This window comes from Humisphaera borealis (genome assembly GCF_015169395.1).
GTDB lineage: Bacteria > Planctomycetota > Phycisphaerae > Tepidisphaerales > Tepidisphaeraceae > Humisphaera > Humisphaera borealis.
This window is the reverse complement of sequence record NZ_CP063458.1, coordinates 5330495-5356413: the sequence shown is the minus strand read 5'-3', so window position 1 is coordinate 5356413 and position 25919 is coordinate 5330495. Positions and strand designations below refer to the sequence as shown.

Annotated in this window: 22 protein-coding genes and 4 tRNA genes; 11 read left to right on the top strand and 15 right to left on the bottom strand. The window is 64.2% G+C overall.

The genetic code is table 11. The features are described 5' to 3' along the window. The first annotated feature begins 286 nt into the window (after positions 1-286). The 6 genes from IPV69_RS20055 (at position 287) to IPV69_RS20030 (ending at position 6081) form a co-directional block, all read left to right on the top strand. Positions 287-1579, top strand: coding sequence for a hypothetical protein (locus tag IPV69_RS20055; protein ID WP_206291498.1), 1293 nt, complete (start codon positions 287-289; stop codon positions 1577-1579). A 92-nt stretch (positions 1580-1671) separates the two neighbouring features. Then, positions 1672-2250 carry a Maf family protein gene (locus IPV69_RS20050; RefSeq protein WP_206291497.1) on the top strand — a complete coding sequence of 193 codons (579 nt, stop codon included), beginning with the start codon at positions 1672-1674 and terminating at the stop codon, positions 2248-2250. A 30-nt stretch (positions 2251-2280) separates the two neighbouring features. Beyond that, a complete protein-coding gene (locus IPV69_RS20045) occupies positions 2281-2673 on the top strand; it encodes a hypothetical protein (RefSeq protein WP_206291496.1) in 393 nt (130 codons plus the stop codon). Further along, a complete protein-coding gene (locus tag IPV69_RS20040) occupies positions 2621-3577 on the top strand; it encodes a DUF192 domain-containing protein (protein WP_206291495.1) in 957 nt (318 codons plus the stop codon). Before IPV69_RS20045 ends, IPV69_RS20040 begins: the two co-directional genes overlap by 53 nt. A gap of 730 nt (positions 3578-4307) precedes the next feature. Beyond that, on the top strand, positions 4308-5489 hold the full coding sequence (locus IPV69_RS20035; protein WP_206291494.1) for a glycoside hydrolase family 57 protein: 1182 nt from the start codon (positions 4308-4310) through the stop codon (positions 5487-5489). Between the two features lie 67 nt (positions 5490-5556). Next, positions 5557-6081 carry a hypothetical protein gene (locus IPV69_RS20030; RefSeq protein WP_206291493.1) on the top strand — a complete coding sequence of 175 codons (525 nt, stop codon included), beginning with the start codon at positions 5557-5559 and terminating at the stop codon, positions 6079-6081. A gap of 446 nt (positions 6082-6527) precedes the next feature. Here IPV69_RS20030 and IPV69_RS20025 read toward each other — a convergent pair whose 3' ends face one another. The 6 genes from IPV69_RS20025 to solA form a co-directional block, all read right to left on the bottom strand. Then, positions 6528-7979 (bottom strand): efflux transporter outer membrane subunit, encoded by a 1452-nt coding sequence (locus tag IPV69_RS20025; protein ID WP_206291492.1) that lies wholly within the window; start codon positions 7977-7979, stop codon positions 6528-6530. A 113-nt stretch (positions 7980-8092) separates the two neighbouring features. After that, the gene (locus tag IPV69_RS20020; protein WP_206291491.1) at positions 8093-9466 is read right to left on the bottom strand and encodes an ABC transporter permease; all 1374 of its coding nucleotides are present in this window, start codon (positions 9464-9466) and stop codon (positions 8093-8095) included. 181 nt (positions 9467-9647) lie between these two features. Beyond that, positions 9648-10352, bottom strand: coding sequence for an ABC transporter ATP-binding protein (locus IPV69_RS20015; RefSeq protein ID WP_206291490.1), 705 nt, complete (start codon positions 10350-10352; stop codon positions 9648-9650). 282 nt (positions 10353-10634) lie between these two features. Then, positions 10635-12092: an efflux RND transporter periplasmic adaptor subunit gene (locus tag IPV69_RS20010; protein ID WP_206291489.1), complete on the bottom strand. Its 1458-nt coding sequence runs from the start codon at positions 12090-12092 to the stop codon at positions 10635-10637. A 24-nt stretch (positions 12093-12116) separates the two neighbouring features. Continuing rightward, positions 12117-12650 (bottom strand): MarR family winged helix-turn-helix transcriptional regulator, encoded by a 534-nt coding sequence (locus IPV69_RS20005; protein ID WP_206291488.1) that lies wholly within the window; start codon positions 12648-12650, stop codon positions 12117-12119. A gap of 114 nt (positions 12651-12764) precedes the next feature. After that, positions 12765-13910 (bottom strand): N-methyl-L-tryptophan oxidase, encoded by a 1146-nt coding sequence (solA, locus tag IPV69_RS20000; protein ID WP_206291487.1) that lies wholly within the window; start codon positions 13908-13910, stop codon positions 12765-12767. Positions 13911-14056: 146 nt separating this feature from the next. Between solA and IPV69_RS19995 the strand changes: the two genes are divergently transcribed. After that, complete coding sequence (locus IPV69_RS19995) at positions 14057-14545, top strand: hypothetical protein (RefSeq protein WP_206291486.1); 489 nt, start codon at positions 14057-14059, stop codon at positions 14543-14545. 28 nt (positions 14546-14573) lie between these two features. On the opposite strand, the gene IPV69_RS19990 is transcribed toward IPV69_RS19995, so the two are convergent. The 7 genes from IPV69_RS19990 to IPV69_RS19960 form a co-directional block, all read right to left on the bottom strand. Next, a tRNA-Leu gene (locus tag IPV69_RS19990) sits at positions 14574-14646 on the bottom strand. A gap of 17 nt (positions 14647-14663) precedes the next feature. Then, positions 14664-14737 (bottom strand) — tRNA-Leu (locus tag IPV69_RS19985). A 31-nt stretch (positions 14738-14768) separates the two neighbouring features. After that, a tRNA-Leu gene (locus IPV69_RS19980) sits at positions 14769-14843 on the bottom strand. A gap of 63 nt (positions 14844-14906) precedes the next feature. After that, positions 14907-14977: transfer RNA gene (locus IPV69_RS19975), tRNA-Cys, on the bottom strand. Positions 14978-15227: 250 nt separating this feature from the next. Then, positions 15228-15689 carry a GNAT family N-acetyltransferase gene (locus IPV69_RS19970; RefSeq protein WP_206291485.1) on the bottom strand — a complete coding sequence of 154 codons (462 nt, stop codon included), beginning with the start codon at positions 15687-15689 and terminating at the stop codon, positions 15228-15230. A 122-nt stretch (positions 15690-15811) separates the two neighbouring features. Beyond that, positions 15812-16789 carry a hypothetical protein gene (locus IPV69_RS19965; protein ID WP_206291484.1) on the bottom strand — a complete coding sequence of 326 codons (978 nt, stop codon included), beginning with the start codon at positions 16787-16789 and terminating at the stop codon, positions 15812-15814. A 162-nt stretch (positions 16790-16951) separates the two neighbouring features. Further along, a complete protein-coding gene (locus IPV69_RS19960; protein WP_206291483.1) occupies positions 16952-17197 on the bottom strand; it encodes a CPXCG motif-containing cysteine-rich protein in 246 nt (81 codons plus the stop codon). 82 nt (positions 17198-17279) lie between these two features. Here IPV69_RS19960 and IPV69_RS19955 point away from each other — a divergent pair, with 82 nt between their 5' ends. Continuing rightward, positions 17280-17780, top strand: a complete 501-nt coding sequence (locus IPV69_RS19955) for an NADH-quinone oxidoreductase subunit C (RefSeq protein ID WP_206291482.1) — start codon at positions 17280-17282, stop codon at positions 17778-17780. Positions 17781-18152: 372 nt separating this feature from the next. Here the strand turns inward: IPV69_RS19955 and IPV69_RS19950 are convergent, their stop codons facing one another. Then, a complete protein-coding gene (locus IPV69_RS19950) occupies positions 18153-19883 on the bottom strand; it encodes a tetratricopeptide repeat protein (protein ID WP_206291481.1) in 1731 nt (576 codons plus the stop codon). Between the two features lie 446 nt (positions 19884-20329). Here IPV69_RS19950 and IPV69_RS19945 point away from each other — a divergent pair, with 446 nt between their 5' ends. The 3 genes from IPV69_RS19945 to IPV69_RS19935 all read left to right on the top strand — a co-directional run bounded on the left by IPV69_RS19945 (position 20330) and on the right by IPV69_RS19935 (position 22588). Further along, positions 20330-21367, top strand: coding sequence for a hypothetical protein (locus IPV69_RS19945; protein ID WP_206291480.1), 1038 nt, complete (start codon positions 20330-20332; stop codon positions 21365-21367). Further along, positions 21367-21972, top strand: coding sequence for a molybdenum cofactor guanylyltransferase (gene mobA / locus IPV69_RS19940; protein WP_206291479.1), 606 nt, complete (start codon positions 21367-21369; stop codon positions 21970-21972). The genes IPV69_RS19945 and mobA overlap by 1 nt, the downstream gene beginning before the upstream one ends. A gap of 148 nt (positions 21973-22120) precedes the next feature. Then, complete coding sequence (locus IPV69_RS19935; protein ID WP_206291478.1) at positions 22121-22588, top strand: aminoacyl-tRNA deacylase; 468 nt, start codon at positions 22121-22123, stop codon at positions 22586-22588. 45 nt (positions 22589-22633) lie between these two features. Here the strand turns inward: IPV69_RS19935 and IPV69_RS19930 are convergent, their stop codons facing one another. Then, entirely contained in the window at positions 22634-25837 is a 3204-nt protein-coding gene (locus tag IPV69_RS19930) for a DUF1553 domain-containing protein (protein WP_206291477.1), read from the bottom strand. Positions 25838-25919: the final 82 nt, after the last annotated feature.

Here is a 25919-nt window from a genome sequence, read left to right as displayed (position 1 = left end):
CAGTTGACGGCGGGCCGGGGAAACCCCATGCGGGCAGACGCGGTCGAGACACAGGCTCAGGACGCTAGACGAGTCGTCGCTCCCGGTATGTTCCCTTCGACGGAAATCAACACGGGAGGAATTCGTCAAGGAAACACTTGCCATGACTCCCCCTCTGACGTTTAACTAGTGATATACGGATGCGCAGGCGACCGCCGTACAATCGGCGGGCCTGCGAACTTACAGCCGTCTGTCCGGCGGGACCCCTTCGGCGCTCCCGTCCTCGGAGAACTTCCCAGGAGTAGTCATGCATCGAGAAATCAACCCGGGGGCGACGTCCGCTACACGCGGTGCTTCGTCCTCGGCCTGGTCCCGCCCGTCAACCACCGGTACCGCCACGGCCGGCCGCCGTTTCGCTCCCCGTACTCTCCTCGCTGCCGCCGCGCTCGCGGGTCTGTTCACGGTCGGGTGCGGATCATCGCAGCCCAAGGACGCGGGTCCCGCGCCCTACGCCGGCGAAAGCACCTCGGACGTCCGTCAGGCTTTCCAGGCGGCCAATCCCGAGGCGAAGGTCGGTAACGTCGCCGCGGTACTGCCCCAGAACCAGCTCCTGTCGGTCGGCGATGTCAAGGCCGACGAGTTCAAGATCGGACAGACCGTCACCGTCCTGGTCGGCCCGTCGAAGTTCGTCCATGGCACGGTCTCGGCGATCGTCAACGGACACCTCCACGTCAAGTACGAGCAGGTCGCCGGCGTGCCCGATCCCAAGGTCGGCGATGTCGCGATCTATGTTCCGACCGGCGTGCTGAACGCGCCCGTGGCGATCAAGAAGCCGAAGATCGAAAACGTCGAGCCTCCCGCCGCACCGGCTCCCGCGCCGACCACACCGGCCCCCGAACCCGCTCCGGCTACTCCCGCTCCGGCGACGCCTGCTCCCGCGACACCCGCTCCGGAGCCGACCCCAGCGCCTGCGCCGGCCCCAACCCCGACACCTGAACCGACCCCGGCCCCGGCCCCGGCCCCTGCTCCCGCGCCCGCCCCGGCTCCGTCGCCCGAACCGCCGATGGTGCCGAGCCCGCGCCGGTCCCGGCTCCAGCCCCGACGCCCGCACCCGAACCGGTCCCGGCACCCACGCCGGCCCCTGTTCCTGTGCCCGAACCCGTCCCGGCCCCGACACCCGCCCCGGTCCCGGCACCCGAGCCCGCGCCGACGCCCGTTCCGGCCCCGACTCCCGCTCCCGAGCCTGCTCCGGTGCCGGCACCGACACCCGCACCGACACCGGCGCCAACACCTGCTCCGGAACCCGCCCCGGTTCCGGCTCCCCTGCCGCGCCCACCCCGGCACCCGAGCCCGCTCCGGTTCCTGCGCCAACTCCGACGCCCGAACCTGCACCGGCTCCGACCCCCGCGCCGACCCCGGCACCCGAGCCTGCTCCGGCGCCAGCGCCGACCCCGACACCCGAACCGGCTCCGGCTCCCGCGCCGACCCCGACGCCAGAACCGACGCCCGCGCCGGCTCCGACGCCGACTCCGGAACCGGCCCCTGCTCCGGCTCCCACGCCCGAACCCGCTCCGGCCCCTGCGCCGCAGTGAGCTTCTAGGGCATGAAATGGTGACGTCATTCAGGGGCGGCCGACGCGTCGGTCGCCCCTGATTCGTTTAATCTCCCTTCCGCCGTCACGCTTCTGTTCATATGGCACGACTCATTCTCGCCAGCGGTTCCCCCCGACGCCTCGAGCTCCTGCGTGAAGCCGGCTACGCGTTTGACGTACACCCCGCCGACGTTGACGAATCCGACTTCCCGCCTTCCTTGTCCCCGGCCGAGATCGCCGAACTCCTGGCGAATCGAAAGGCCGACACCGTCGCCCGGCGGTTTCCGGATGATCTCGTGCTTGCCGCCGATACCGTCGTCGCGCTCGGAAACCAGATGCTCGGAAAGCCCGCCGATGCCGACGACGCCCGGCGGATCCTCCGATCGCTGTCCGGCACGCTTCATCAGGTCATCACTGCGGTGGTGCTCTGTCGCGCTTCGACCGGAACCCGCCTGTCAAAAACCGTGCGATCGTCCGTGTCGATGCGGGAGATGACCGACCAGGAACTCGAAGCGTACATCGCGACCGGCCTCTGGGAAGGCAAGGCCGGTGCCTACGGCATCCAGGACAACGACCCTTTCGTGACCCGCATCGACGGAAGCCTGACGAACATCGTCGGCTTGCCGATGGAGCAGACGCGGGCGATGCTGTCCGACTGCGGGTACGAACCGGCGCGCTGACGGTTTGTCGCCAGCGACGCCGTCAATCCCATGGAGTACACCGGACCCATACTTGCGCTCCTGACGTCCGCCGCGGGGTGGTACTACCTCTTCTACTCCAAGGCCGCGGTTCGACTCGCCCAGATCGAGGCGCAAGACCTCAACCGCCGGCGTTCGAGGCTCCGCCGGGTCGGTGGCGGCGTCATGTTCGTGCTGGGCATCGGCCTCTACGTTGGCTTTCGTGCCGCCGACACCGATAATGACCCGCTCAGATTCGTCGTCGTCTGGCTACTGAACATGACGTTGATGGCGACGTTGGTCGTCTTCGCGCTCATCGACGTCCGCCTGACCTCCCGTCTACGCAAAAGACTGCGCTCCCGAGACTCCGCTGATGCACCCACCACACGCAACGATCCCGGCCAGCCGCCTGCGGCAAATGAATGACCTGCCGACGGTCATCTCGAAACCCTTCGCCTCGGCCTCGTTCACGCGTCGCGCCGCGCTCGGGGTCGTCTGCGTCGTGATGACGCTGGCGCTCGGACTGGTCGGCTGCAAGTCCGACCCGGCCGCCAATGTTCCACCCGCCGCCACGCCTCCGGTCACGCTCCAACTCAAGCAGACGCCGATCACGGTCGACGTCGCGTCGGACGAGCGCACCCGCCTGCTGCACCTGCGGCTGAAGAAAGACCTTCCCGAAAACACCGGCATGCTGCTGGTGTTTCAGAGCGACGACTACTTCAAGGTGCCGACCGACAACCTGTACCTCAAGCTCGACGTCATCCTGCTCGATCCGATGGGCAAAGTGCTGTTCGTCAGACCCATGTCCGAGGCACTCGCGCGCGAGTTCGAATCGCCGGTCGGAGCACGGTACGCCCTGATGGTCGCCACCGGCGTGGCGGCCAAGGCGGGGATCGACATCGGCGACACGGTCGCAATACCACCCGCCGTCGCCGCCCTTTCCGAGCCCGTCCGGCTGCCGATCAAGCTCGGCAGCGAGACGATCCGCATGGAAATCGCCGCCACCGACGCCCTGCGGCAGCGCGGCCTGATGTATCGCACGTCGCTCCCGCAGGACGCGGGCATGGTGTTCGTCTTCCAGCGCGAACAGGAACTGGCATTCTGGATGAAAGACACCCGCATTCCGCTCGACATCGTGTACCTCGAACGCAGCGGCCGAATCGTCTCGATCAAGCACATGGCGCCGTACGACATCAACGCCACCCCCAGCGAAGGGTTCGCCCGGTACGCGATCGAGCTGAACCTGGGCGCGGCCGCCCGCCTGGGTCTTAAGAGAGGCGACTTCATCGACCTTCCCGAAGCCGTGCGAAATCCCAAAGACCTCGAGTGAGGCAAGGCGCGACCGGAAGACCCTCGCGCCGAAATCGCCAAACGAACCCGAGATTGCCGAACGAACCCAAGCCGCGCCGGTGCCACGGGTCGGCGGTACTCCGCAGACCCGTGCGCGAGTGACGCCGACCGCACGGGTCTCCGGCGTACCGGCGACCCGTGGCACCACATCCACGTCTCATTGCCGAACGAACCCAACATCGCCAAACGAACCCAAGACTCCATCGCTTTGTGGCATGGGCAAGTACTCTTGCCCGTGAGCGTCGGACGCCAGAAGACATGGGCATGCGTACATGCCCATGCCACAGTCCAATCCGCCCAACGAACCCAAGATTGCCGAACGAACCCAAGCCGCGCCGGTGCCACGGGTCGGCTGTACCCCGCAGACCCGTGCGCGAGTGACGCCGACCGCACGGGTCTCCGGTGTACCGGCGACCCGTGGCACCAAGTCCGCGTCTCTTCGCCAAACGAACCCAAGATTGCCAAACGAACCCGAGACGCCGTCTCGGTACCGGTTCCGGAGGCCCCCGCCAGTCACCACGATTTTCCCCAATCGTCATTCCCCTTCCCGATCTTCGGTAGACCGCCCGCGCATAACCGTTACAATCTCGCCACCCCACCACGGGTCGAGGTCGTGCGGTTTGCCGAACAGGCGAGCCAGCCCGCGGCGAGGGGGTGTCGTTGCACGCCCGTTTTCGGGTGCGGCGGCCGGAGGAGCACGAAAGCAGCCTATGGCTTCTGTCTGTTTCTACTTCCAGGTGCATCAGCCCTACCGGTTGCGCCGGTATAGCGTCTTCGACACCGACCGCCATTACTTCGACGAGTTTAAGAACGCCGAACTGTGCCGGAAGGTCGCCCATAAGTGCTACCTGCCCGCCAACCGGATGCTCCTCGAAGCGATCCGGCAGCACGAAGGGAAGTTCCGCGTCGCGTTCAGCCTGAGCGGCGTTGTCCTGGAGCAGTTCCGTCAATATGCGCCCGAAGTTCTCGACCTCTTCCGCGAACTCAGCGACACCGGCTGTGTCGAGTTCCTTTCCGAGACCTACTACCACTCGCTGGCGTTCCTCTACAGCCGGGAAGAGTTCCGCGACCAGGTCGAAAAACACCGCCTGCTGATCAAGGAGCTTTTCGGGCAGGACCCGCGCGTCTTCCGTAATACGGAACTGATCTACAACAACGATCTGGCGCATTTCGTCAGCCACATGGGATACGACGGTATCCTGTCGGAAGGCGCCGACAGCGTGCTCGGCTACCGCAGCCCCAACTACGTCTACCGCCCGCCGCACGCCCCGCGGACCAAGCTGCTGCTGAAAAACTACCGCTTGAGCGACGACATCGCGTTCCGCTTCAGCAACCGCACCTGGGAGCAGTGGCCGTTGACGGCCGACAAGTTCGCCCTGTGGGTAAACCAGATCAACGGCAACGGCCACGTCTGCAACCTGTTCATGGACTACGAAACCTTTGGCGAACACCAGTGGGCCGAAACGGGAATCTTCGATTTCATGCGCCACCTTCCCGAGGCGATCCTGAAATCCTCCAGCGAGAACTCGTTCATCACCCCGAGCCAGCAGGTGGACCAGTTCGAAGCGGTTGGCGAGATCGACGTACCCCACATGATCTCCTGGGCCGACACCGAGCGCGACCTGTCTGCCTGGCTCGGCAACGCGATGCAATCCAATGCGCTGCACGAGCTATACAAGCTCGAAGGCGCGCTGAAGGAAAAGGGAGACGAGCAGCTCCTGACCGACTGGCGTCGCCTGACGACCAGCGACCACTTCTACTACATGTGCACCAAGTTCTGGGCCGACGGCGACGTCCACAAGTACTTCAGCCCGTACGAAAGCCCCTACGACAGTTACATCAACTTCATGAACGTCCTCGACAACGTGCAGACGCGTCTGCGCGAGGAGTAACGGGTGGGGACTGCCACGTGCCCACCTACATGTGACGCAGGCGCATTCGTTCACCCGGACTGCAGCCATGCAAACTTCATCGCTGCGCAAAAACAAATTACATCTCGAGTCGGTCCTTGGACCACTCTCCGATCAGGATGATCAGTGCGTTCGCGCGCTACTAGACGAGGTCGCCGAAGTCCTTCTTCAGATCGCCGGTCACTTCGGGCACGACGAAGCACGATGCGACGGAGTCGGGTTCGAGTTGGCTTCGTATGCATCGGGGCAGGTCGCCATCCGCGGTCATGTTGGAGCGTGCATCGACAGCTCCAGATGCGTCGCCTTCTGCATCGAACTTCGACCGTCGTGGTATTTCGGCCAGAGATCATCAACGGCTGCATGGGAGGTCATCACGGAAATCGAAGCGGATTGCGACGCGCACGCTCATGGCATGCACGCCGTGCACCATTCGTCGACGCGAGCGGACCGAGTTTTTGAGGCTGTAGTCCTCCTTCGTGTTGCAGTTCAAGATTTACTCCGCCATGCGACGGAGGTTCCGCTAAGCCATTGGCTCAAGCTGGCAACCGACCATGCGTTTGACGAAACACGATAACGCCGCCACGGTTTGCTGAACGACGTTCTGACATCACGGTTGCCGAACGAACCCGAGACCCGCCTGCCGAACGAACCCAAGACTCCATCGACTTGTGGCATGGGCAAGTACTCTTGCCCGTGAGCGTTGGACGCCAAAAGACACGGGCATGCGTACATGCCCATGCCACATTCCAATCTGCCAAACGAACCCGAGATCAAGACACTCGGACGATCGAAAGAGCTTTCCGACGCACAGGAGACCTGCACGCAGTCATCTCGAGTTTTGAGTTGACCCACGTTCGACCCGCCGTACAATGTTAGCATATTGTACGGATAGAGTCGGTTGTGTTCAAGGAGAATTTTCGAGCGTCCCTCAGCTGATCAGACGTGTCCGATTCGACGTCATCCGGTTAGCCGCGACGCGGAGCGGAGCGTCTCCCGGCGCAGTCGCGCCTCGAACGTCGACTACTTTTCCGCCGGCGACCCCGCGACCACCGGGTTTGGCTCGCTGTCGGCCCACCCGCCACCCAGTGCCTTGTAGAGCGCCACCAGGTTCTTGGCGACCGCCGCTTCGCTCTGCGCGGAGGCGTCTTCGCTGTTGAGCAGCGCCTGCTGCGCCGTCAGCACGTTGACGAACTCGACCTGCCCCTGCGCGTAGAGCTGGTTGGCCAGGTCGTACGCGCGGCGGTTGGCGTCGACCGATGCCTGCAGCCGCTGCCGGCGTTCCTGTTCGAAGTCATACGCCGTCAACGCCGATTCGACGTCCCGCACCGCGATCAGGATCGACTGGTAGTAGAACGCCTTGGCTTCGTCGTTCTGCGCTTCGGCAAGTGCGATATTGGCGCGAATTCTGCCGGCGTCGAAGACATTCCAACTGATCGTCGGGCCGATCGACCAGAGCGAATTGCTCCAGTTAAACAGGCCCTTCATCTTGCTGTCGGCGGTGCCGATCGAGCCGACGAGATTGAACCGCGGGTACAGGTCGGCCGTTGCGACACCGATGTTGGCCGTCGCCGCCCAGAGCGCGCCTTCGGCCCGGCGGATGTCCGGCCGACGCCGCAGCAGTTCGGCCGGCAGGCCGGTGGGTACGACCGGCGGCGTGGTGGGGATGGGCTCGACCTTGTCCACCATCGCCAGGAGCGCGCTCGAATCCTTCCCGAGCAGCAGCGCCAGTTCCAGCACCGATTGCTGCGCCGACTGCCGAAGCCCGGGAATCTGGGCCTGGGTGTTGGCGATCTGCGCTTCGGCCTGAGCCAGGTCCAGCCGTGCGGCAAAACCCGCGGCGACCTGACGCTTGGTCAGGTCCAGGCTGCGCTGCTGAAGCTCAAGATTCTTGCGCGAGATCGCCAGCCGCTGCTGCGACGTGCGCAGGTTGAGGTAGTTGACGGCAACCTCGGCGACGAGCGAGATGCGGACATCCATCAGGTCGGCCGAAGACGAGAAGACGCGGGCGTCGGCCGCCTCGACGGTCCGCCGTTGTCCGCCGAAGACGTCGATTTCCCAGGTGGCATCAAAGCCGAGCTGATAGCGGTCGTTGGAGCCGGTGGAGATGCCGGAATCCTGCCCGCTGCGGCGATAGCTGGTGGACAGGTCGACACTAGGCCAGAGGCCGCCGGCCGAGACCGCGCGCAGGGCGCGGGCCTGCTGGAGCCGGGCCTTGGCCTGGGCGAGGTTGAGATTGCCTTCGATCGCGGCGGCGATCAGCTCGTCGAGTTTCGGGTCGCCGAAGCGTTCCCACCAGGTGGCGATCTGGGTGGCCTGCTCGTTGGCGATGGACGGCTGGGTGCTGGTGCGGTTGAGCGTCGCCCACCCGCCGGGCATACGGGCATCGGGGGTGCGGTAGTTGGGCCCGACAGTACAGCCGCCGACGAGCGCCAGGGACACGACGGCCGCGAAGAGCAAGGAGAAGGTTCGCATAGGGGGTTGGAAGACGGAAGAGTGGACCTGCGGTCCGAATGGTCAGGCTTTGCCTTCGACCGGTCAAAGGCGAAGCCTGACCCGCTCATCGGGAGGGCAACGATCGCGATGATCTATTCGTACCGCAGCGCGTCGATGGGATCGAGCCGGGATGCCTTCCACGCCGGGTAAAAACCAAACGCCACGCCGACAAACGCCGAGACCGCGACCGACACGACGATCGCCGGCACGGAGACGGCGGTCGCCCAGTTAAGCACCGACCGGACGACGATGGACGTGAGTCGTCCGAGCAGAATGCCGACTGCGCCACCGGCGAGGCACAGCAGGATCGCCTCGATCAGGAACTGCACGAGAATGTCGCGCGACCGCGCGCCGACGGCCATCCGCAATCCGATCTCACGCGTGCGCTCGGTGACGGACACGAGCATGATGTTCATGATGCCCACCCCACCGACCACCAGCGAGATCGCCGCGACGATCAGCAGGAGGTTAGTCATCAGGCTCGAGCTGCTGCTGAGGGTGTTGCCGAGTTCCGTCATGTCGCGCACGCGGAAGTCGTCAGGCTCACCGGTGCGGATGCGGTGCCGCTCGCGGAGCACCTCGGTGATCTGCTCGACCGCCGCCTGGGTCTGCCCGGCCGACACCGCCCGACAGGTGATCTGGCTGACGTTGGCGAACTTGACGGGCATCGGCGTGTTGGCGAGCTGATTGGCAGATTTCTCGGGATAAATCTCGACCTTACCGCTGGGGTAACGGTTGTTCAGGGAGTTGACAGCGCTGCTGGTCCCGGATGAATCGCCGGCACTGCTCGAACTGCCGGAGCCACCGGAGCCGGTTGAAATGCGGTACTTGATGGTGGTCCAAGGGGCCAAGAGCACGTCGTCCTGATCGCGGCCGAACATGTTGGCACCCTTGGGCGCCAGCACGCCGACGACCTTCAGATTGACGTTCTGAAGCCGGATTTCGCGGCCGACGGGGTTCTGGCCGCGGAAGAGTTCTCGCACCACCGTCTTGCCAACAAGGCACACCGGCGAACCCGCGACAACATCGCGATCGGTGAACGGCTCGCCTTCCTCGATCTGCAGTTCCCGGATCGCGAGGTAGGCCGGCGTGGTCCCCATGATGCTTTCGACCTGGTAGTTGGAATTGCCGCTGATGAGCTGCCCGCTGGCGTTGACGATCGGCGCGGCATCGAGCACGGCGGGACAGCGCTCCATGATTGCGTCGCAGTCCTGGTTGGTCAGTGTGATGCGGCCGCTGGAATACGACACGCCCCCGCCGAACGAACTGCCCGGCCAGATCATGAGGTTGTTGGCGCCCAGGCTGGTGATCGACTTCTGGATCTGCGCCGAGACGCCGTTGCCGATCTCCATCATCGCGATGACCGCGGCGATGCCGATGATGATGCCGAGGGTCGTGAGGATGGACCGCATGATGTTGCGGCGCAGGGCCCGGACTGCGGTTCGAATGGTGCGGGTTACGCGCATGGCGGGCCTCCAGGACGGCAAGATAATCTAAGCAGCGACGGCAGATAACGTCGCGATCTGGTGCCACGGGTCGCCGGTACTCCGGAGACCCGTGCGAATCGCGCATCCGGCGCACGGGTCTGCGGAGTACCGCCGACCCGTGGCACCGACGTCCCCATCATCGCAATGGACGATACCAAGCTCATACCTTCACCGCCCGGTGCTCGTACGCACCCTTTTCGATGAGCCCGTCGCGGATGTGAATGCTCCGCCGGGCGACGTCGGCGACCTCGGCGGCGTGGGTGACGAGGATGATGGTGATCCCCTCGTCGGCATTGAGCTTTCGGAACATCTCCAGGATTTCCACGCTGGTGCGGGAGTCGAGGTTGCCGGTGGGTTCGTCGGCGAACAGCAGCGGCGGGCGGTTGATCAGGGCCCGGGCGATCGCGACGCGCTGCTGCTGACCGCCGGAAAGCTGCGACGGGTGATGGTCGATCCGGTCACCGAGGCCGACGCGGTTGAGCAGCTCGACGGCCCGCTCGCGGCCTTCGGATTCGGGCAGGTCGGAGGTGTAGGCGAGCGGCATCATGACATTGTCGAGAGCCGTCGTGCGGGCGAGCAGGTTGAAGCTCTGGAAGACGAAGCCGATCTTGCGGTTGCGGACCATCGCCCGCTTGTTGTTGTCGATGCGCGAGACTTCCTCGTTATCGAGCCAGTACTCGCCCGAGGTCGGCCGGTCGAGGCAGCCGAGGATGTTCATGAGGGTGGATTTGCCCGACCCGCTGGCACCCATGAGCGCGACCATTTCGCCGCGCTCGACGGTCATCGAGATGCCCTTGAGCACAGGCACATCGACTTCGCCGACGCGGTACGTCTTGGTGATGTTGTTGAGGCGGATGAGGTCCATGTTGGTCTGCTTAGACTTCCGACTGCGGTTGAGGCGATGATTCGTCCGGATGGCATGGGCAAGCGTACTCGCTTGCCCGTGATGCAAGCCGTCTGAAACCCGTGGATACTCCCTCAAGTTCGATCTCAACACGAAGGCACGAAGGTCACGAAGAACGAGCAAATCCCATTCTGTTTTCGACGACGGCGTCCTTTATCTGGCTATTCTTCGTGTCCTTCGTGATCTTCGTGCCTTCGTGTTGAAACTGAATGACCAGAAACGCTGATTCGCGCAGCAATCGGACTACCGACCGCTCCGGCCGCTGCTGCCGCCACGCGGGAACTGCGGTGCGAAGGGGTTCGTTCCGCCGGCTGGAGCGGCGGCGTCGCGCGGCACTTCGCCGGCGATGACAACGTCACCTTCCTTGAGTTCGTCGCCGGTGAGCTCGGTATCGACGCCGTCGGTCATTCCGATTTTCACTTCGACGGGTTTGAGCAGCCCCTTGTCCGCGGCGATCCAGACGACGCCGCTGGATCGGCCTTTGCCTTTTCGCCCCGCGCCGCCGCCGGCAGGACGAGGTCCGCCACCCGCGCCGCCACCGCCGGCCGCCGGCCCGCCGCCGGCTGGTGGACCACCGGCTGGAGCACCCGCGCCGCTTGCTCCACCGCCCGGCGGTCCGCCGGACGCGGGTGCCGCGGCAGTCGCGCCGTACTTCTCGCGGGCTTCTGGAACCATCAGTTCCACCGCGGGGGTGTATCGCAGCGCACTGTTGGATACCGACAGCACGGCCTTCTTCTCACTGGTGATGAACTTCAGATTCGCCGTCAGGTAGGGCAGCAGGATCTCGTCGGGGTTGGCGGTCTCCACTTCGACGGTGTAGGTGACCACGTTCTGCGTGATGGTCGGCTCGAGCCGCACCTTGCCGACTTCGCCTTTGAAGCTCTGTCCGGGGAACGCATCGACCGTGAACGTGACCGGCTGGCCTGGACGAATCTGCCCGACGTCGGCTTCGTTCACCGGAACCCAGACTTGGATGCGCTTGAGATCCTTGGCGATCAGGAACAGGCTGGGCGCGTTGAGGCTGGCGACAACCGTCTGGCCGATATTCACCCGCCGGGCGATGACGACGCCCTTCACCGGAGATTTGATCGTACAGTAGCCCAGGTTTCGCGACGCCCGGTCGAGCTCCGCCTGTGCCTGTTCGACGGATGCTTCGGCCTGTGCGATCGCCGCCTTGGCGACCGCGACGGCGGCGACGGACATTTCATACCCGGACTTGTAGGCATCGTACGAAAATGCAGCCAGCGCTTCGGAAGGTCCGAGCTTCTGCGCCCGTTCCCAATCGCGTGTCGCCTGCATCTGCTTTGCCTCGGCCGATTGCAACTCGGCGTTGGCCCGCAGCACGCCGGCCCGAGCGCTCTTGACCTGCGCGGTGGCCGAAGCGACCTGCGACTTGTAGGTGACATCGTCGATCTGCGCCAGCAGCATGCCCTCTTCGACATGCGACCTGAAGTCCACCTGGTGTCCGTCGGCATCGGTACCGAACGACAGGATCTGCCCGGCGACCTGTGCGCCGACGTCAACCACTTCTTCCGGTTCGACCGTGCCCGTGGCACTGATGGTGGCAGCCAGATCGCCGCGCTTAACCTTGGCGGTGCGGAACTCCACCGGTGCCTCGGTGGAACGGCCGAACCACATCCAGGCGCCGACGCCCAGTCCGACCACCACCAGCAGGATGACAAGCCATTTCAGAATTCGCATATCGCCTCGTTCTTACGCTCGAAATCAGTCGTGACTGCCAGGACCGACGCCTGAGCCCAGTACGGCGGGCTTTGGGAGGTCGGTGGTATCCGCCAGTGCGCCCATGTGGTCCGCGACGCGCTCCAACAATGCCGCCAGCTGATCACGTTCCGGCTCTTCGAGCGGTGACAATACCATCTCGATGCGCTCGGCGTGACCTTCGAGAACCCGCGCGACAAGCCGTCTCCCGCCCGCCGTCAGGCTGAGTTGGCGGGCGCGGTGATCGTCGCGGCAGACTTCCTGCCGGACCAGTCCGTCCCGCCGCAATCGCGAGACGACACTGGTGATGCTCGGCGGCCGCACCAGCAGCCAGTCGCTCAGTTCGTTGACCCGCAGATGCCGAAAGCTCTTCGACTCGGCCCGTTCCAGCGCACGCAGAACGGCCCACTGTGCACCGCTGATGCCGTGCTGTTCGAAGTAGGGCTCCATCATTCGACGCAGCAGCACGCTGGTGCGAACGATCGACCGAAAAGCCGCTTCCGACGCGTTGCGAGGTTGAGGGAACTCGACCGCCTGCATAGCCACTCATCGAATGCCTGGAATGTGTGAGCGTCACAACGACGCCGGTCCATTCGTTAGCGTTCTAAGTATTAGTGGCGATCCGTTCCAGGATTCTTCCGCGACGTTCGACTTTCACCGGAATCGGGCCAGGGATAGGAAACCCGCCGGGCGCGAGGTCTGTCCGGAGGTCGCCAGGTCGGCGAGCACCTCGCCGATGACGCTGGCGAACTTAAAGCCGTGCCCGCTGAAGCCGCAGGCAACGGTCACGTTCGGCTCGCTCGGAAGGCGATCGATGATGAAATGGTGATCCGGGCTGTTGGTGTACATGCAGACGCGCATCTCGGCGACGGGGCCGGCGGCACCGGGCAGCAGGTGCGGCAACGCCGGCAGAAAGGTGGCGATATCGTCGCCGCTGGTTCGGCGGTCGAGGTTGTCGGCATCCGTTGGTCGGCCGGCACCGTGCCAGGCGACCTTCAAAGTTTGTTCGCCGGGCATGACCGGGAAGCCGTACTGAAGCGTACCGTCGGGGTTCTCGGCCGCCCAGACAGGAAATCGGCCGAGGGCAAAGGGTTCGGGGTTTGCCGGTCGCACCCAGCCCAGGACTTGTCGCGTGACGACCAGGGGCGTGTTGAGCTGCGGAAGAAGCGCGACTGACCAGGCCCCGCCACAGACGATGAGCCGTCGGGCGAGGTATTCGCCGGCACCGGTCCGGACGCGAATGTCGCCGTCGTCGGATTCGCCGGCCCGCGTCCATTGGACGACCGGCTCGTTTCCGTGGATGTCGGCTCCGTGCTGCCGAGCCAGCCCGGCGTAGGCGGCGACGACTGCTTCGGGAAGCAGAAACCCAGCCGCCGGCTCGTGAACGCCGATCCAACCCGGCGCCAGGTGGAACGGCGGGAACCGTTCGGCCAGCGCGCCCGGAGACAGCACTTCATGGGCCAGCCCGTGCAGCCGTGCCGACGCCAGCGACCCTGCGATCAACCCGCCGTCGGGTGGGCCGAGGTAGATGCCGCCGGTGCGATGGAGCAGCTTCTGACCGCTCAGCGATTCGAGTTCATCCCACAGCTCGTAGGCCCGGCGGAGTAGCGGCACGTAGTCGGGGTGCTCATAGTACGCCATCCGGATCATCCGGCTCTGGCCGTGCGAGCTGCCCCGGTCGTGGGCGATGGAAAACTGTTCGAGGCCAAGGACCTTCACGCCGCGCCGGGCGAGGTGGAAGCAGGCCGAAGAACCCATCGCGCCCACGCCGATCACAATGACGTCGTATCTCTCGGCCATGCGGCCAATGGTATCGCGAAATTCGATACCGCACGCGGCCCGGCGTGAAATGCGCGGCCTGATCGGGCGTATACTTCTGTGCGGGCGGGCGAATCGCCACGCCCGCTGATTGCTGCCACGAACGCCGTCACAAAGGAGACCAGCTTATGACCGCCTTCCCGCTCGTCCGCTTCGCCGCCGCCGTCCTGCTGCTCGGATCTGTCTCGTTGGCCGATGCGCCCGCGGCGAAGCCTGCCGTCGAAAAGGACCAGGCGACGCTCGATAAGGAGTTCGCGGCCAAGCTGACGAACGTCAAGCTGGTCGGCAGCTTCACGATGGGTGAGGGCGAGCCCAGGAAGGATTCGTACACGATCCTGCGCGCGGCCCGGGGAGAAGGGGACGAATGGGTGATCACCGCGAAGATCGAATACAAGGGGTTGGCGTTGCCGCTGGAGATGAAGCTGCCGGTGAAATGGGCCGGCGATACGCCGGTGATTTCGCTGACGAACAAGGTCATCCCCGGTTTCGGAACGTTCACCGCGCGGGTGATGTTCTACGGCGACGAGTACGCTGGCACGTGGTCGGGCGGGAATCATGGCGGTTTGATGTGGGGGAAGATTGTGAAGATCGCCGACGAGCCCGCGAAGACGAAGTAACCTCATCGCAGGTCTTTTTATCCATACATGCCACGCGAGGGAGTCGAACCCTCAACTGTCCGATCTTAAGCCGGATGCCTCTTCCGTTGGGCCAGCGTGGCGTTCAGGGGCGCGGTGATGCTGCGGGCGGGGGTCGAACCCGCACTGCACGGACTCTCAATCCGTGGCCTCTGCCAGTTGGGCTACCGCAGCGAGTCATTCGAATCTCGCATTCACAACCAAATGCCGCCGGCAGGAGTCGAACCTGCAACCTCCGGTATCTGAGACCGGCGCCTCTTGCCAATTGGGCTACGGCGGCGACGAACGGGGAGAGATCACCGCGGGGTTTCGGTGGCGATCCCGCGTCTCCCCACGCAAACCAAGAGCGTGGCGGGAATCGAACCCGCTTAACCGGCTTTGCAGACCGGCGCCTGACCGTTCGGCCACACGCTCGGCAAACGTAGAACCTGCGGCGCGATTTCTGCGCTCCGCAATTCTGCTCTTATGGAAAGAAGGAGACGTACCGCCCGGACGGGCTTAGCGGGGGCAACATAACAGCCCACACAAGCCCGTTCCGGGCTGCGTAAGGCATAGGGTGATGTTGCTTGCGAAAACGATCATGGGGTGCTTCTGGTGCGACGGAACTATATCCAGTGATTTCAGGCGGTCAAACGAAAAATCGTGGTGTGCGTTGCCGTGAGCCTCAAGTCAGCCGTCGGGTCATCTTGACGTGCGGGCCGGCGGTCGGGATGTGGAACATGTCCGATCGCACTTCCCACCCCTGCCTGCGATAGAAACTCAACGCCGGCGTGCGGGCGTTGCACCAGAGCAGGCGGATTGGTGTCTCGGCGAAGACGGCCGATTGCAGTGCCTCAAGGACACGGCTTCCCAGCCCACAACCTCGGTAGCCGTCGTCGGTCGCCATGCCCCGCAACTGGTACGCCGGCTCGGATTCCCACTGGTTCAGGTGCATCGTCGCGCAGCAGAGGACTGTGTCCCCCGCCGCCGCGGCGAAGTGAAGACTCGTGGCAAGCTCGTCGCCGGGAAAGATCGCTTCGCTGCGTGGCAGGCCCTGTCGCAGGATGCGCCAGCGCAGGTCGATTATCTCCTGCGGCGTCGCACGGCGGACGATGATGGCCGAGAGATCAGGTGGCTCGGTGGTCATGCACGCGCCATCAAAGCGATTGAGCCGACGTCCGGCAAGGCGGTCGTCGGCTCAATCGCAAATTGCAACTCTCATGAGGCGGCCGGGCCGCTTCATCCAGTGGGACGTATGCCCGTGGGAACCTACTCCTTCACCTCGCCGCCCTTGGCCTTGGCGGGCTTGGGGTCGCTGATGTCCCAGGCGATCTTGTATTCCATGCCGGTGCGCTTGAAGCCCATCAGCGCCAGCCGCATTTCCATGTCGGGCATGTGTGCGGCGCCGTAGAACACGCCGATGTTCTTCTTGCCGGATCGTATCGCGTCCTTCAGGACCGCCAGCGCCTTCTTATTGCGTTCTGTCACCAGCACGGTGCCCTGGAAGCCGGCGATCTGTTCTTCCATGTCGCCGAAGCTGCGGCCCATGATCAGCTTGAGCTTCTTGCCGCGGTCGTCGGAATTGAACGCGTCAATGATCTCCATCAGTCCCGGCTGATTCTTGGCGGCGGCCTTTCCGTCGGCGCCCTTGGAAAGCTCGCGCAGGAACTGCTGCAACATCAGGCCGAAGATCGACTCGCCCCGCTCTTCCTGCAGCCTTTCGAAATCCTCGGCATCGAGGTCGGCGTGTACGAAGTTTTTCTTGCTGTAATCGATGCCGTCGAGCTGGTAGTCGAGCTCCAGCACGTCCTTGAGCATGCGCTGGAACATTGACACCATCGACCCGCCGCCCTTCTGCCCGCGGGCCGGAGCGCCGGCACCCTTGGGCTTCACCATCTCGTACAGCAGCGCGTCGTAGCTCTCAAAGAGCTTGTCGAGGTCGGCGTAGTACCTGGCGTCGCCCACATGCACGGCTCCGACCAGATGCACGGTCACGCCGGCATCGTTCTTGTAGGTGCCGACACCCACTTCGAGTTTGCCATTGCCCTTGCCGTCTTCGGTGAAGCGCATCCACTGCGCCGGCTCGGTATCGAGCGCGCGGTCGGCCTTGGTGGCGGGATCGGCCGGCTTCTCATCGGCTCGCAGGGATTGCGGCGCCAGAAGCGCCAGCAGGGCCGCGAGCACGAGTATCGCGAGCCTAGTCCGCCGTTCGTCTGAGGCACGCGGGAGCGAAAGTGCATGGGTCATGTTCAAAGTCCTCTTCCTGTGCACCGATTTCATTGCCAACAACCGATTCGATTGTCCGGCGGCACTCATTGGCGATCAACGATAAACCCGGCTTCGAACCGTACGAACCAATCATTTGCCGTTGTGCAGGACAACCGTGAGTGTCCGGCGATCGCGGTCGGCTTATTCGGCTTCCGCCCAGACGCGCGGTTCCGTCCACGCCGGGTCGTACTCGACACTGATCACGTTCGGGTTGCAGCACACGGGGCAGTCTTCGACGTACCGCTGATCGCTCCCCTCGGAGCGGTCGAGCGGAATGACGATCTGTTCCCCGCACGACGGGCAGACGTAGGAGCCTTCGTCGGCAGATCGGCGGCGTCGCCGTTTCGATTTTCGCTTGCCGGTCTTCACGACTGATCCTAGGCGCATCGAGCCCATCGACGCACCCACGGGCGGCATATTCGAGGGGGCCTTGACGTCGGGTCCGTGGTTTCGGTTACGCTTGGGATGCATGGCCACCACCGAGCAGATTTTTGAGGCGATCGTCGGGCGCTTCGGCGATCAGGTCGAAACCATTTCCGCCGGTCCGCACCCGCGCCTCCAACTCCAGGCCGACCGCTGGCTGGATGTTGCCACCTACCTTCATGACGAACCCACGCTGCGGTTCGACTGGCTCCGCTGCCTGAGCGGCGTGGACTATGCCGCTGACGGCAAACTGGCGGCGGTTTACGACCTCTGGTCGTTCGACCATCGCCACGATCTGGCGGTGAAAGTCTTCGTCGCCCGCGACGACGCACGAATTCCCAGTGTAGCGCACCTCTGGCGTGCCGCCGACTGGCACGAACGCGAGGCATTCGACCTGGTCGGTATCACCTTTACCGGCCATCCAGACCTGCGCCGGATCCTTCTTGCCGACGATTGGGTGTCCCATCCCCTGCAGAAGGACTATGTCTTCCCGCGCGAATACCACGGCATTCCTGGAAGCGTCGAACTCGACTGGCAACAGAAATAGAGACCTTAGCGAGCTCTTCGCAGGAAAAGGGATTTCCCTATTTCGCGGCTGTCCCCTTGAACCTCGGACCCTGTATGTTAACTTTAGGTCAGCACATCCGTCGGGCCGATTAACGTTGGCAGTGACGGCTTGTCGGGGGTCTCCCCCCGGAGAAGGCCCCCCCCCTCCTTCTCCACCCCCGACTCTTTATTTTCTCAGGCTGGAGCCCGTCAGGTCCGCCTGAGCGATCACAACCCCGGGTTCTTCCCGGGGTTTTTTCATGCCCTGTCGGCCCTGCATGTACAAAACAGAACGGCGACCCGAGGCTGCCTCGGGTCGCCGTCTATTTGGAAATCATGTTACGCGGCCGAAGCCGCTCGATATCGCACCGACCTACTTATTCAGCCCGCCACCAGGCAGCGACCAGAGTTCCCGCATCTTGGCGACCACCGGATCGGCAGCACCGCTTCGCTTGGTGACCTCGTTGAGGTGCCCGGCGGCTTCGGCGTCGCTGCCGGTGTTGTAGGCGATGTACGCCAGCAGGAAGCTGGCCATCGATTCGCGTGGCTCATTGGCCGCCAGATCCCGCAGGTCCTTGGTGAGGATCGCGAGCCGGTCGGTGCCGATCATGCCTTGCAGATCGTACTTGCCGAGCAGAAGTGCCGGCTCGCCGCCGAGTGCCTGGCGAAGATGGGTTTCGGCGCTTCGGTACGACGACGCGCCCAGCTCGGCGTTGGCGCGGCCGAGGGTGATCAGTGCGTTGTTCGGCGCGGCCCGCTCGGCCAGGTCGTACTGATCCAGTGCCTCGGCGAACTTGCCGTCCTTCATCAGGACTTCGGCCTTGGTGAGCACGTCGGCCAAGCTCTTGGCGCTGACGCCGGCGGCGAGACTCTTGATCATCAGGGGATCGGCCTTCGGCGTCGCCGGCATGGGAATGGCCGGCGTGACGGCCGGTGCCGGCGTTCCGGGGGTGGGCGAACCCGGTGTCGGCGTGCCCGGTGCTCCGGGCGTCGGTGCTCCGGGTGTTCCCGGCTTGGCCGCGGGCTTCTTGGCGGCGGCAGCGGCGTTGTTGAGATCACGCTGGATCTCCTGGCCCGTCATCGGGCGATCGCCCTGCCGCTCACGCAGGCGACGCTCCAGTTCGTTCATCTGCTGGCTCTGCTGTGCCGGCGTTGCGAGCTGTCGGCGGAGCCCCATTTCGCTGTTCACGCCGGACTGCAGCGTGTTGCTGTCCAGCGTGCTTCCCTTGAGCGCCGGCGACTTCAACTGCGATGACGCGGGCCCTTCCAACGGCTGACCGAGTGGCTGGGTGCCTTCCAGTCCCGACGGCGTCTTCTTCTCAACGCCCTGTCCGGGAGCGGTCAGCTCATCCTGCATCTTCTCGAGCATCTGGCGATCGGTGCGGAACCGGTCAGTCGATGCGCCCGACGGCACGATCGAGCCGTTACGGATCGTGTAGATGTCGTTGTTCAGCGGCTCTTCGCCGAAGCCCAGCTGGCGAATGCCCCCGAGCGGCGACATGACGATCGCCGAGTTGGGAGCCTGGGCACCGGTATTGGGTGTGGGGAGCGCGGTGATCGCGCTGCCAAGCTTCGGAACAAGCCCTTCGCCGGTGCTGAGCGAACCGAGATTGGCCGCCGAGCTGTAGGCCAGGGCCGGCTGATTGGTGTTATAGACGGTGGTGGATTTGGTCGGCACGAAGCCGGCGGGTGCCGCGACGGCGCGGGCATCGCCGTAGTAAGCCGTGGGGGTGAACCGCTGCGTGACAGACGTCTTGTCGTAGCCGCCGGACGAATCGCGAATAAAGCTGTCCGAGACACCGCTGCCGGTGTTGCCCCGGAAGGCGCGTGCGTCGGGGGCGGCGGTCGGGCCGCGAAAGTATTTGCTGTTGGTGACGTTGCCGTAAATGATCATGTCCGGCGTGACGCCGCTGCCGGCGATCGGCCCGCCGTCGTTGCGCCCGGAACTGCCAACGCGGTTGTTCGCGTCGCGCGCCGAGCCGTCCTGGTTCACCCGGTACTGCGCCGGCGCCGGCAACCCCATCAGCCCCATGACCGGGCCTGCGATCGCGGCGGCCAACACCCATCGCATCGGAATACGCTTGTTCGGCTTGGAGTTCTGCATGTTCGATTGACCTCTCGTGCCTTGGCCTACTCGATCTTCTACAACCAGACGCTGCTGACGACAGACAGCTCCCGCCGGTGCCAGCGGCAATGGCATGCCGGGAAGTCATCTCGGCACTCCATTCTATTCAGACACCGCCCGAACCCCAAAGTTTCGTTTCGGGGATTTTTGTCATTTTACAGGCAAACGGCGTCCTGCCGGGCTGATACCCTCGAGTATGACTTTTTCAGGAGCCGCGCACGAAGTAAGCGGGAGCGTTGCCTTTGGTGGCGATTCCCGCTTACTTCGTGCGCGGCTCCTGAAAACTTCACTACGTACTCGGCCAGTCACCCTGTCCGATCCCGACAACATCGGCCGAACGAGCGACAACTCTCCGACAACATCGGCCGGTCCGGTCCGATAAACAGATCGACAGGCTCAAACGCCTGCGCCACACAGGAGCGGATATGAGGACAGTAGGTATTGCGGCAACGGCGTTTTTTCTCGTATTGGCCATCGGAGGATCGGCCCGCGGTGCAGAACCGCCTCAACTCAAGCTCTTGGAAGTCAACAAGATATGGGATGCGGCCCCGCACAATGCGTTTACCGGGCTCATCTATTTCAAGGACCGATGGTTTTGTGCCTTTCGCGAAGGGAAGGCGCACGTTTCTCCCGACGGAGCCTTGCGGGTGATTACATCGGTTGACGGAACGAAGTGGGAGTCGGCGGCGCTGATCCGGAGCGATCTGGGCGATCTGCGTGACGCCAAGCTGACCCTCACGCCCGCCGGCAAGCTCATGCTTGCCGGCGCGGTCGCGGTCCATCAGCCCAGCCCGGTGAGGCACAAGTCGCTCGTCTGGTTCTCCGACGACGGCAAATCCTGGAGCGACGCCAAGGTCGTCGGCGATGACAACTACTGGCTCTGGCGGGTGACCTTTACCGGCGACAACGGTTACGGCATCGGCTACCGCACCGTCGCGCCGCGCTCGGCGAGGCTATACGTCACCAAGGACAACGGCCAGAGTTTTGAGACCCTTGTCCCAAAGTTGGAACCGACCGGCTGGGCCGGTGAACATGACATCTCGTTCGCCCGGGACGGGACGGCGACCTGCCTGCTGCGTCGTGATCCGCCGCCCAAGGCTGAGGCCGAAGGGCTCGACGCCGCCGCCAAGGCGGGTCATGCGGTCGTCGGCACCGCCAAACCGCCTTACAGCGAATGGGTGTGGAAAGACCTGGGCGTCCGCGTCGGCGGGCCGGCGTTGGTGCGGCTTCACGACGGTCGATTGCTGGCGGTGGTCCGGCTCTACGACAAGAAGGCTCGCACCAGTATCTGTCAGCTCGACGCCGAGAACGGCAAACTGACGGAACTACTCCCCCTGCCGTCCGGCGGCGACACGAGCTATGCGGGGATCGTGGTGCAGGAATGCGTGCTCTGGATCAGCTATTACTCGTCGCACGAAGGAAAGACGAGCATCTACCTCGCGAAGGTGGATGCCGCGAAGTGATGACGAGCCCGACCGAACATCAATGCACACTAGCCGTGCTCGCCGGGGGTCGTGGCAGCCGTATGGGCGCGGCTAAGGACCGGTTGGTGATCGCCGGGCGACCTGTCCTGCAACACCTGCTGGAACGACTGTCGTTCTCCGGACCTACGTTGCTTGTCACATCGGCCGCGCGGCCGCGGCCGGTGGGAGCCGATGCATTCGGCCGTGTGGTGTTGGATGGCGTCGAAGGGGCCGGCCCGACGGCGGGCATTCTTGCGGCGCTCAATGCCGCAACGACGCCCACGGTCGTCGTGCTCAGCTGCGACATGCCGAACATCGCCCGGGGGCATGTCGATTGGTTGATCCATGAGTTTGGTCGCGCCACGCCGCAAACCATGGGGATGATGTGCCGCCGGCAGGACGGGACAGCAACGCGCATCGAGCCATTCCCCGGCATCTACCGGGCTGAAGCGGTACGCGAAATCACGTTGGGAGGGTCGCTCCGGGCATTGCTCGATGGTCCACGATTTGTCGCGGTCGATACGCCGCCGTCCTGGCCGACGGAAACGTGGATCAACCTGAATTTCCCCGACGATTTGACGGCGATCGCCGGTGAAATCCGTTGATTTATTGGCAATCCCTTATCAGGATGGGGACAATTCACCGAACCGCGACCCCGAGTCGCCACGTCTGGATCATCGGTGGAGAGGAGTGTTGCTGAACGACCACGGAACCCGTCTGCCGCACGTCGGCAGGCCCAACGGAGATGCTCCCATGTCGCACACCCGACTCCAATCGTTCCTCGACGAACTCGATGCCACCTACCGCGTGTCGCACCACGATCAGGCTTACACCGCCCAGGACCTGGCGATGGCGGAGCACATCCCCGGCAAGCAGGTCATCAAACCCGTGCTCGTCCAGGCCGACGGGCAGTTTGTGCTGTGTGCACTACCGGCTTGCTATCGCGTCGATCTGGAAGAGCTGAAAAACCAGATCCCGGCGCGCGACGTGAAGCTGGTCGACGAGCATCGGCTGCCCGAGATGTTCCCCGATTGCGAAGTCGGCGCGGAGCCACCTGTCGGCAGGCTTTACGGCATGGTGACGCTGATGGATGAAAGCCTGACCGCCGACGTCCACGTGACGTTCCAGGCCGGCACACACCATCAAAGTGTGACGATGACACTTGCCGAGTATCGCAGGGTGGCGCAGCCGGAGATCGCGCACTTCGCGCGGCACGTGTAGCCCGAGCCGGAGCGCGGCCGCTCACCCCCCGGCCGCCATGCCGATTCACTTATTCAACGCCTCATCCAGGTTCATCAACTGGCTGGCCAGCATGGTCCAGGTCGCCAATTCCGCCGGTGGGAGCTTCTCGTCGGGCGTGCTCGCGCCGGTGGCGATCAACTTTTTGGCTTCCTCTTCGCTGACGGCGTAGGTTGCCGCAAAGTCGTTGAACGAGGTACGGCAGATCTGCCGCTCGCGGTCGGACAACTTGCGTGAAATCAAACGCTGGGTGACGAAATCGAGCCGGGCGTCGAAGCTGTTGCCGGCTTCCTTCAAAGTCCGCTCGGCCAGGTGCCGGGCCGCCTCGACCCACTGGGGGTCGTTCATCGTGACCAGCGCCTGCATCGGCGTGTTGGTGCGCTCGCGGCGGACGGTGCAGACTTCACGTGTCGGTGCGTTCATCAAGTCCATCGAAGCCGGCGGTGCCGATCGCTTCCAGAACCAGTACATGCTTCGGCGGTACAAGCCTTCGCCGGTGTCTTCCTTGTAGTCGCGCGTGTTGCTGCTCTTCATCGCCACAGCTTCCCAGACGCCAGGCGGCTGGTACGGCTTGACGCTCGGTCCGCCGATCTTCTTGACCAGCAGACCGCTCGAAGCGAGCGCAAAGTCGCGCAGGACCTCGGCATCCATCCGGAACCGCGGGCCGCGGCTGAGCAGGCGGTTCTGCGGATCGGCCACGAGCTTCTCCGGCGTTGCGATCGCCGCCTGGCGGTAGGTCGCAGACATCACCAGCATTTTGAAGAACTTCTTGAAATCCCCGCCGGGTGCGCCGTCGGCGGGTGCCCGGAACTCGACCGCGAGCCAGTCGAGCAGCTCGGGGTGCGAAGGGTTCTCGCCCATGATCCCAAAGTCTTCGCTTGTCCGGACGATGCCGGTACCGAAGACTTCCTGCCAGAGCCGGTTGACCGTCACACGGCTGGTCAGCGGGTTGGCCGGGTCGATGATCCAGCGGGCCAGGCCCAGGCGGTTCTGCGGACCATCCTTGGGGTATGGGTGCAGCGCCGCAGGCGTCATCGCCATGACTTCGTCCTTGGGCTGGTCGTACTGCCCGCGGAACAGGATGCGCGCCATCGCCGGCGTGTTGGGCTTCTCGGCCATCACGTGCGTGATCGCCGACCGCTTGTTGATCTCGCGTTGCCCGGCCTCGGCGACCGAGATGCGGTGCGAGATGTCGCGGTACGACTCGTCCTGACGGACCAGGTAAAGGAGCTTGAGGTCGGCCTTCTGCGCCGGCGACAGCTTGTCGTTCTTCGCGACCAGGGCCGGCTTCAGTGCCGACCACTTCTGGATCGCGGCTGCTTCGTCCACCAGCAGCTTGCGGCCGAAAATTCGGACGTCTGCCAGTGCGCCGTTGGTCAGGTATCGCTTGCCATCGGTGCCCAGCCGTACGGGCTGATCGTTGCGGTCGGCGACGCCGGCCAGCGGGGCGCTGTCGGCAGAATAGTCCGGGAATTCCGGCTTGCCGTTGATGTGCATCGTCAACCCCGAGGGGTGACCGCTGCCGTCGTAGGAAACGAGCAGGTGCACCCACTTGCCGCTTTGAGGCCGGCTGGACGAATTGCCGCGGATCTCGAGCTTCTTGCCGCCTTTGCCAAATATCCGAAACGACGGAACGCGCGTCTCGATGGACAGCGCCCATCCGGTTGTCGGCGTCTTGGCCTTGGGGTCAATTTTGCTGGCGATGACGAACGTGCCTTCTTCCGGCGGCACCAATACCCAGGCCCCGATCGAAAACGCCTGCCCGGGTTCCATCTTGACCTCGGACAGCTCGATCGACGCCTTGTCGGCAAACTTAATCGCTTTCTGGCCTTTCGCCTGGCCGTCGCTCCAGCTGACGCCCGCGGGCAAACCGAGGGTGCCGGCCTTTCCGGCGATGTCGGTTGATGCGGCGCCGGTGCCTTCGTCGAAGTCGGCGGCGAACAGCTCGTCGGTGATGGCCAGCGGCGCGGTGAGCTTGCGGTGCTCGCCTGCTTTCAGCCAGTCCTCGAAGGGTTTGTTCGCTTCACCTTCGCGCGTCTTCTTTGCCGCGGTCAGCTCGGTGAGCGTCTGCGTGAGCTTCTCCCATCGGGGACGGTCTTCGGCATTCGGGACGACGATGATCGGCGGGGTGTCCGGCTTGTTGCCGTCCATTGCCGGCTGTGTCGTGTTCCGGAAGAAAGCCGCCATCGAATAGAAGTCGCGCTGGCTGATCGGATCGAACTTATGGTCGTGGCATGCCGCGCAGCCCATCGTCAGGCCCAGGAAGACGGTGGCGGTGGTTTCGACGCGATCCTTGTCGTACATCGCCTGCACTTCGTCGGGGATCGAGCCCCCTTCGCTCGTGGTGATGTTGCACCGCTGGAAGCCGCTGGCGATCTGTGTCTCAAGGGTGCGATTGGGCAGAAGGTCGCCGGCGACCTGCTCGGTGACAAACTGATCGAACCGCAGGTTGCGGTTGAATGCGTCTATCACCCAGTCGCGGTAGGCCCACATCTCGCGGTAGTTATCATTGTGAATGCCGTGGGTGTCTCCGTAGCGGGCGGCATCGAGCCAGTAGCGGCCGCGGTGTTCGCCCCACTGTGGCTTGGCCAGCAGCATATCCACGTACGCCTCGTAGGCGTTGGGAGAAGGATCGGTCGCGAAGGCCTCCACTTCCTCCGGTGACGGTGGCAGGCCGATCAGGTCGAACGACAGGCGACGGGCGAGCGTTCGCCGGTCGGCCTCGACGGCCGGGCTCAGCCCGGCGGCTTCCATTTTCGCGAGGACGAATGCATCGATCGCGTTACGAACCCACTTGGCGGTTTTCACCGCCGGCGCGGCCGGCCGAACCGGAGCCTTCAAGGACCAGTGCGGCTCCCACGAAGCGCCCTCTTCGATCCACCGCTTGATCGTCGCCTTCTGGGCTGGCGTCAGCTTCTTGTGTGAATCGGGCGGCGGCATGAGGTCGTCGGCATCGGTAGTAATGATGCGCGACCAGATGATGCTCTCGGCCGGCTTGCCCGGGACGACGGCAATGCCGTCCTCCCGCTTGCCGAAGAGCCCTTCCTGCGTGTCCAGCCGTAGCGACGCCTTGCGGTGCGCAGAATCCGGACCGTGGCATGCGAGGCAGTTATCGGACAGCAGCGGACGGATGTCACGGTTGAACTGAAGCGGCGCGCCCGGAGCAGCAACTGCGGACGCTGTGCAGGTGAGTCCGACGGCAAGTGCGAATAAATTGCGAATCGACATCATGCTTTTTCGGTTAGTGAAGAATGCTCACAACGACTTCGTATCTTACCGTGAAAGGGGTTATGACGTTGCCAGCCGGGCACGA

Coding starts and splice junctions, on each gene's coding strand:
- IPV69_RS20055 (WP_206291498.1), top strand. CDS start 287: ATGCATCGAGAAATCAACCCGGGGGCGACGTCCGCTACACGCGGTGCT.
- IPV69_RS20050 (WP_206291497.1), top strand. CDS start 1,672: ATGGCACGACTCATTCTCGCCAGCGGTTCCCCCCGACGCCTCGAGCTC.
- IPV69_RS20045 (WP_206291496.1), top strand. CDS start 2,281: ATGGAGTACACCGGACCCATACTTGCGCTCCTGACGTCCGCCGCGGGG.
- IPV69_RS20040 (WP_206291495.1), top strand. CDS start 2,621: ATGCACCCACCACACGCAACGATCCCGGCCAGCCGCCTGCGGCAAATG.
- IPV69_RS20035 (WP_206291494.1), top strand. CDS start 4,308: ATGGCTTCTGTCTGTTTCTACTTCCAGGTGCATCAGCCCTACCGGTTG.
- IPV69_RS20030 (WP_206291493.1), top strand. CDS start 5,557: ATGCAAACTTCATCGCTGCGCAAAAACAAATTACATCTCGAGTCGGTC.
- IPV69_RS20025 (WP_206291492.1), bottom strand. CDS start 7,979: ATGCGAACCTTCTCCTTGCTCTTCGCGGCCGTCGTGTCCCTGGCGCTC.
- IPV69_RS20020 (WP_206291491.1), bottom strand. CDS start 9,466: ATGCGCGTAACCCGCACCATTCGAACCGCAGTCCGGGCCCTGCGCCGC.
- IPV69_RS20015 (WP_206291490.1), bottom strand. CDS start 10,352: ATGGACCTCATCCGCCTCAACAACATCACCAAGACGTACCGCGTCGGC.
- IPV69_RS20010 (WP_206291489.1), bottom strand. CDS start 12,092: ATGCGAATTCTGAAATGGCTTGTCATCCTGCTGGTGGTGGTCGGACTG.
- IPV69_RS20005 (WP_206291488.1), bottom strand. CDS start 12,650: ATGCAGGCGGTCGAGTTCCCTCAACCTCGCAACGCGTCGGAAGCGGCT.
- solA (WP_206291487.1), bottom strand. CDS start 13,910: ATGGCCGAGAGATACGACGTCATTGTGATCGGCGTGGGCGCGATGGGT.
- IPV69_RS19995 (WP_206291486.1), top strand. CDS start 14,057: ATGACCGCCTTCCCGCTCGTCCGCTTCGCCGCCGCCGTCCTGCTGCTC.
- IPV69_RS19970 (WP_206291485.1), bottom strand. CDS start 15,689: ATGACCACCGAGCCACCTGATCTCTCGGCCATCATCGTCCGCCGTGCG.
- IPV69_RS19965 (WP_206291484.1), bottom strand. CDS start 16,789: ATGACCCATGCACTTTCGCTCCCGCGTGCCTCAGACGAACGGCGGACT.
- IPV69_RS19960 (WP_206291483.1), bottom strand. CDS start 17,197: ATGCGCCTAGGATCAGTCGTGAAGACCGGCAAGCGAAAATCGAAACGG.
- IPV69_RS19955 (WP_206291482.1), top strand. CDS start 17,280: ATGGCCACCACCGAGCAGATTTTTGAGGCGATCGTCGGGCGCTTCGGC.
- IPV69_RS19950 (WP_206291481.1), bottom strand. CDS start 19,883: ATGCAGAACTCCAAGCCGAACAAGCGTATTCCGATGCGATGGGTGTTG.
- IPV69_RS19945 (WP_206291480.1), top strand. CDS start 20,330: ATGAGGACAGTAGGTATTGCGGCAACGGCGTTTTTTCTCGTATTGGCC.
- mobA (WP_206291479.1), top strand. CDS start 21,367: ATGACGAGCCCGACCGAACATCAATGCACACTAGCCGTGCTCGCCGGG.
- IPV69_RS19935 (WP_206291478.1), top strand. CDS start 22,121: ATGTCGCACACCCGACTCCAATCGTTCCTCGACGAACTCGATGCCACC.
- IPV69_RS19930 (WP_206291477.1), bottom strand. CDS start 25,837: ATGATGTCGATTCGCAATTTATTCGCACTTGCCGTCGGACTCACCTGC.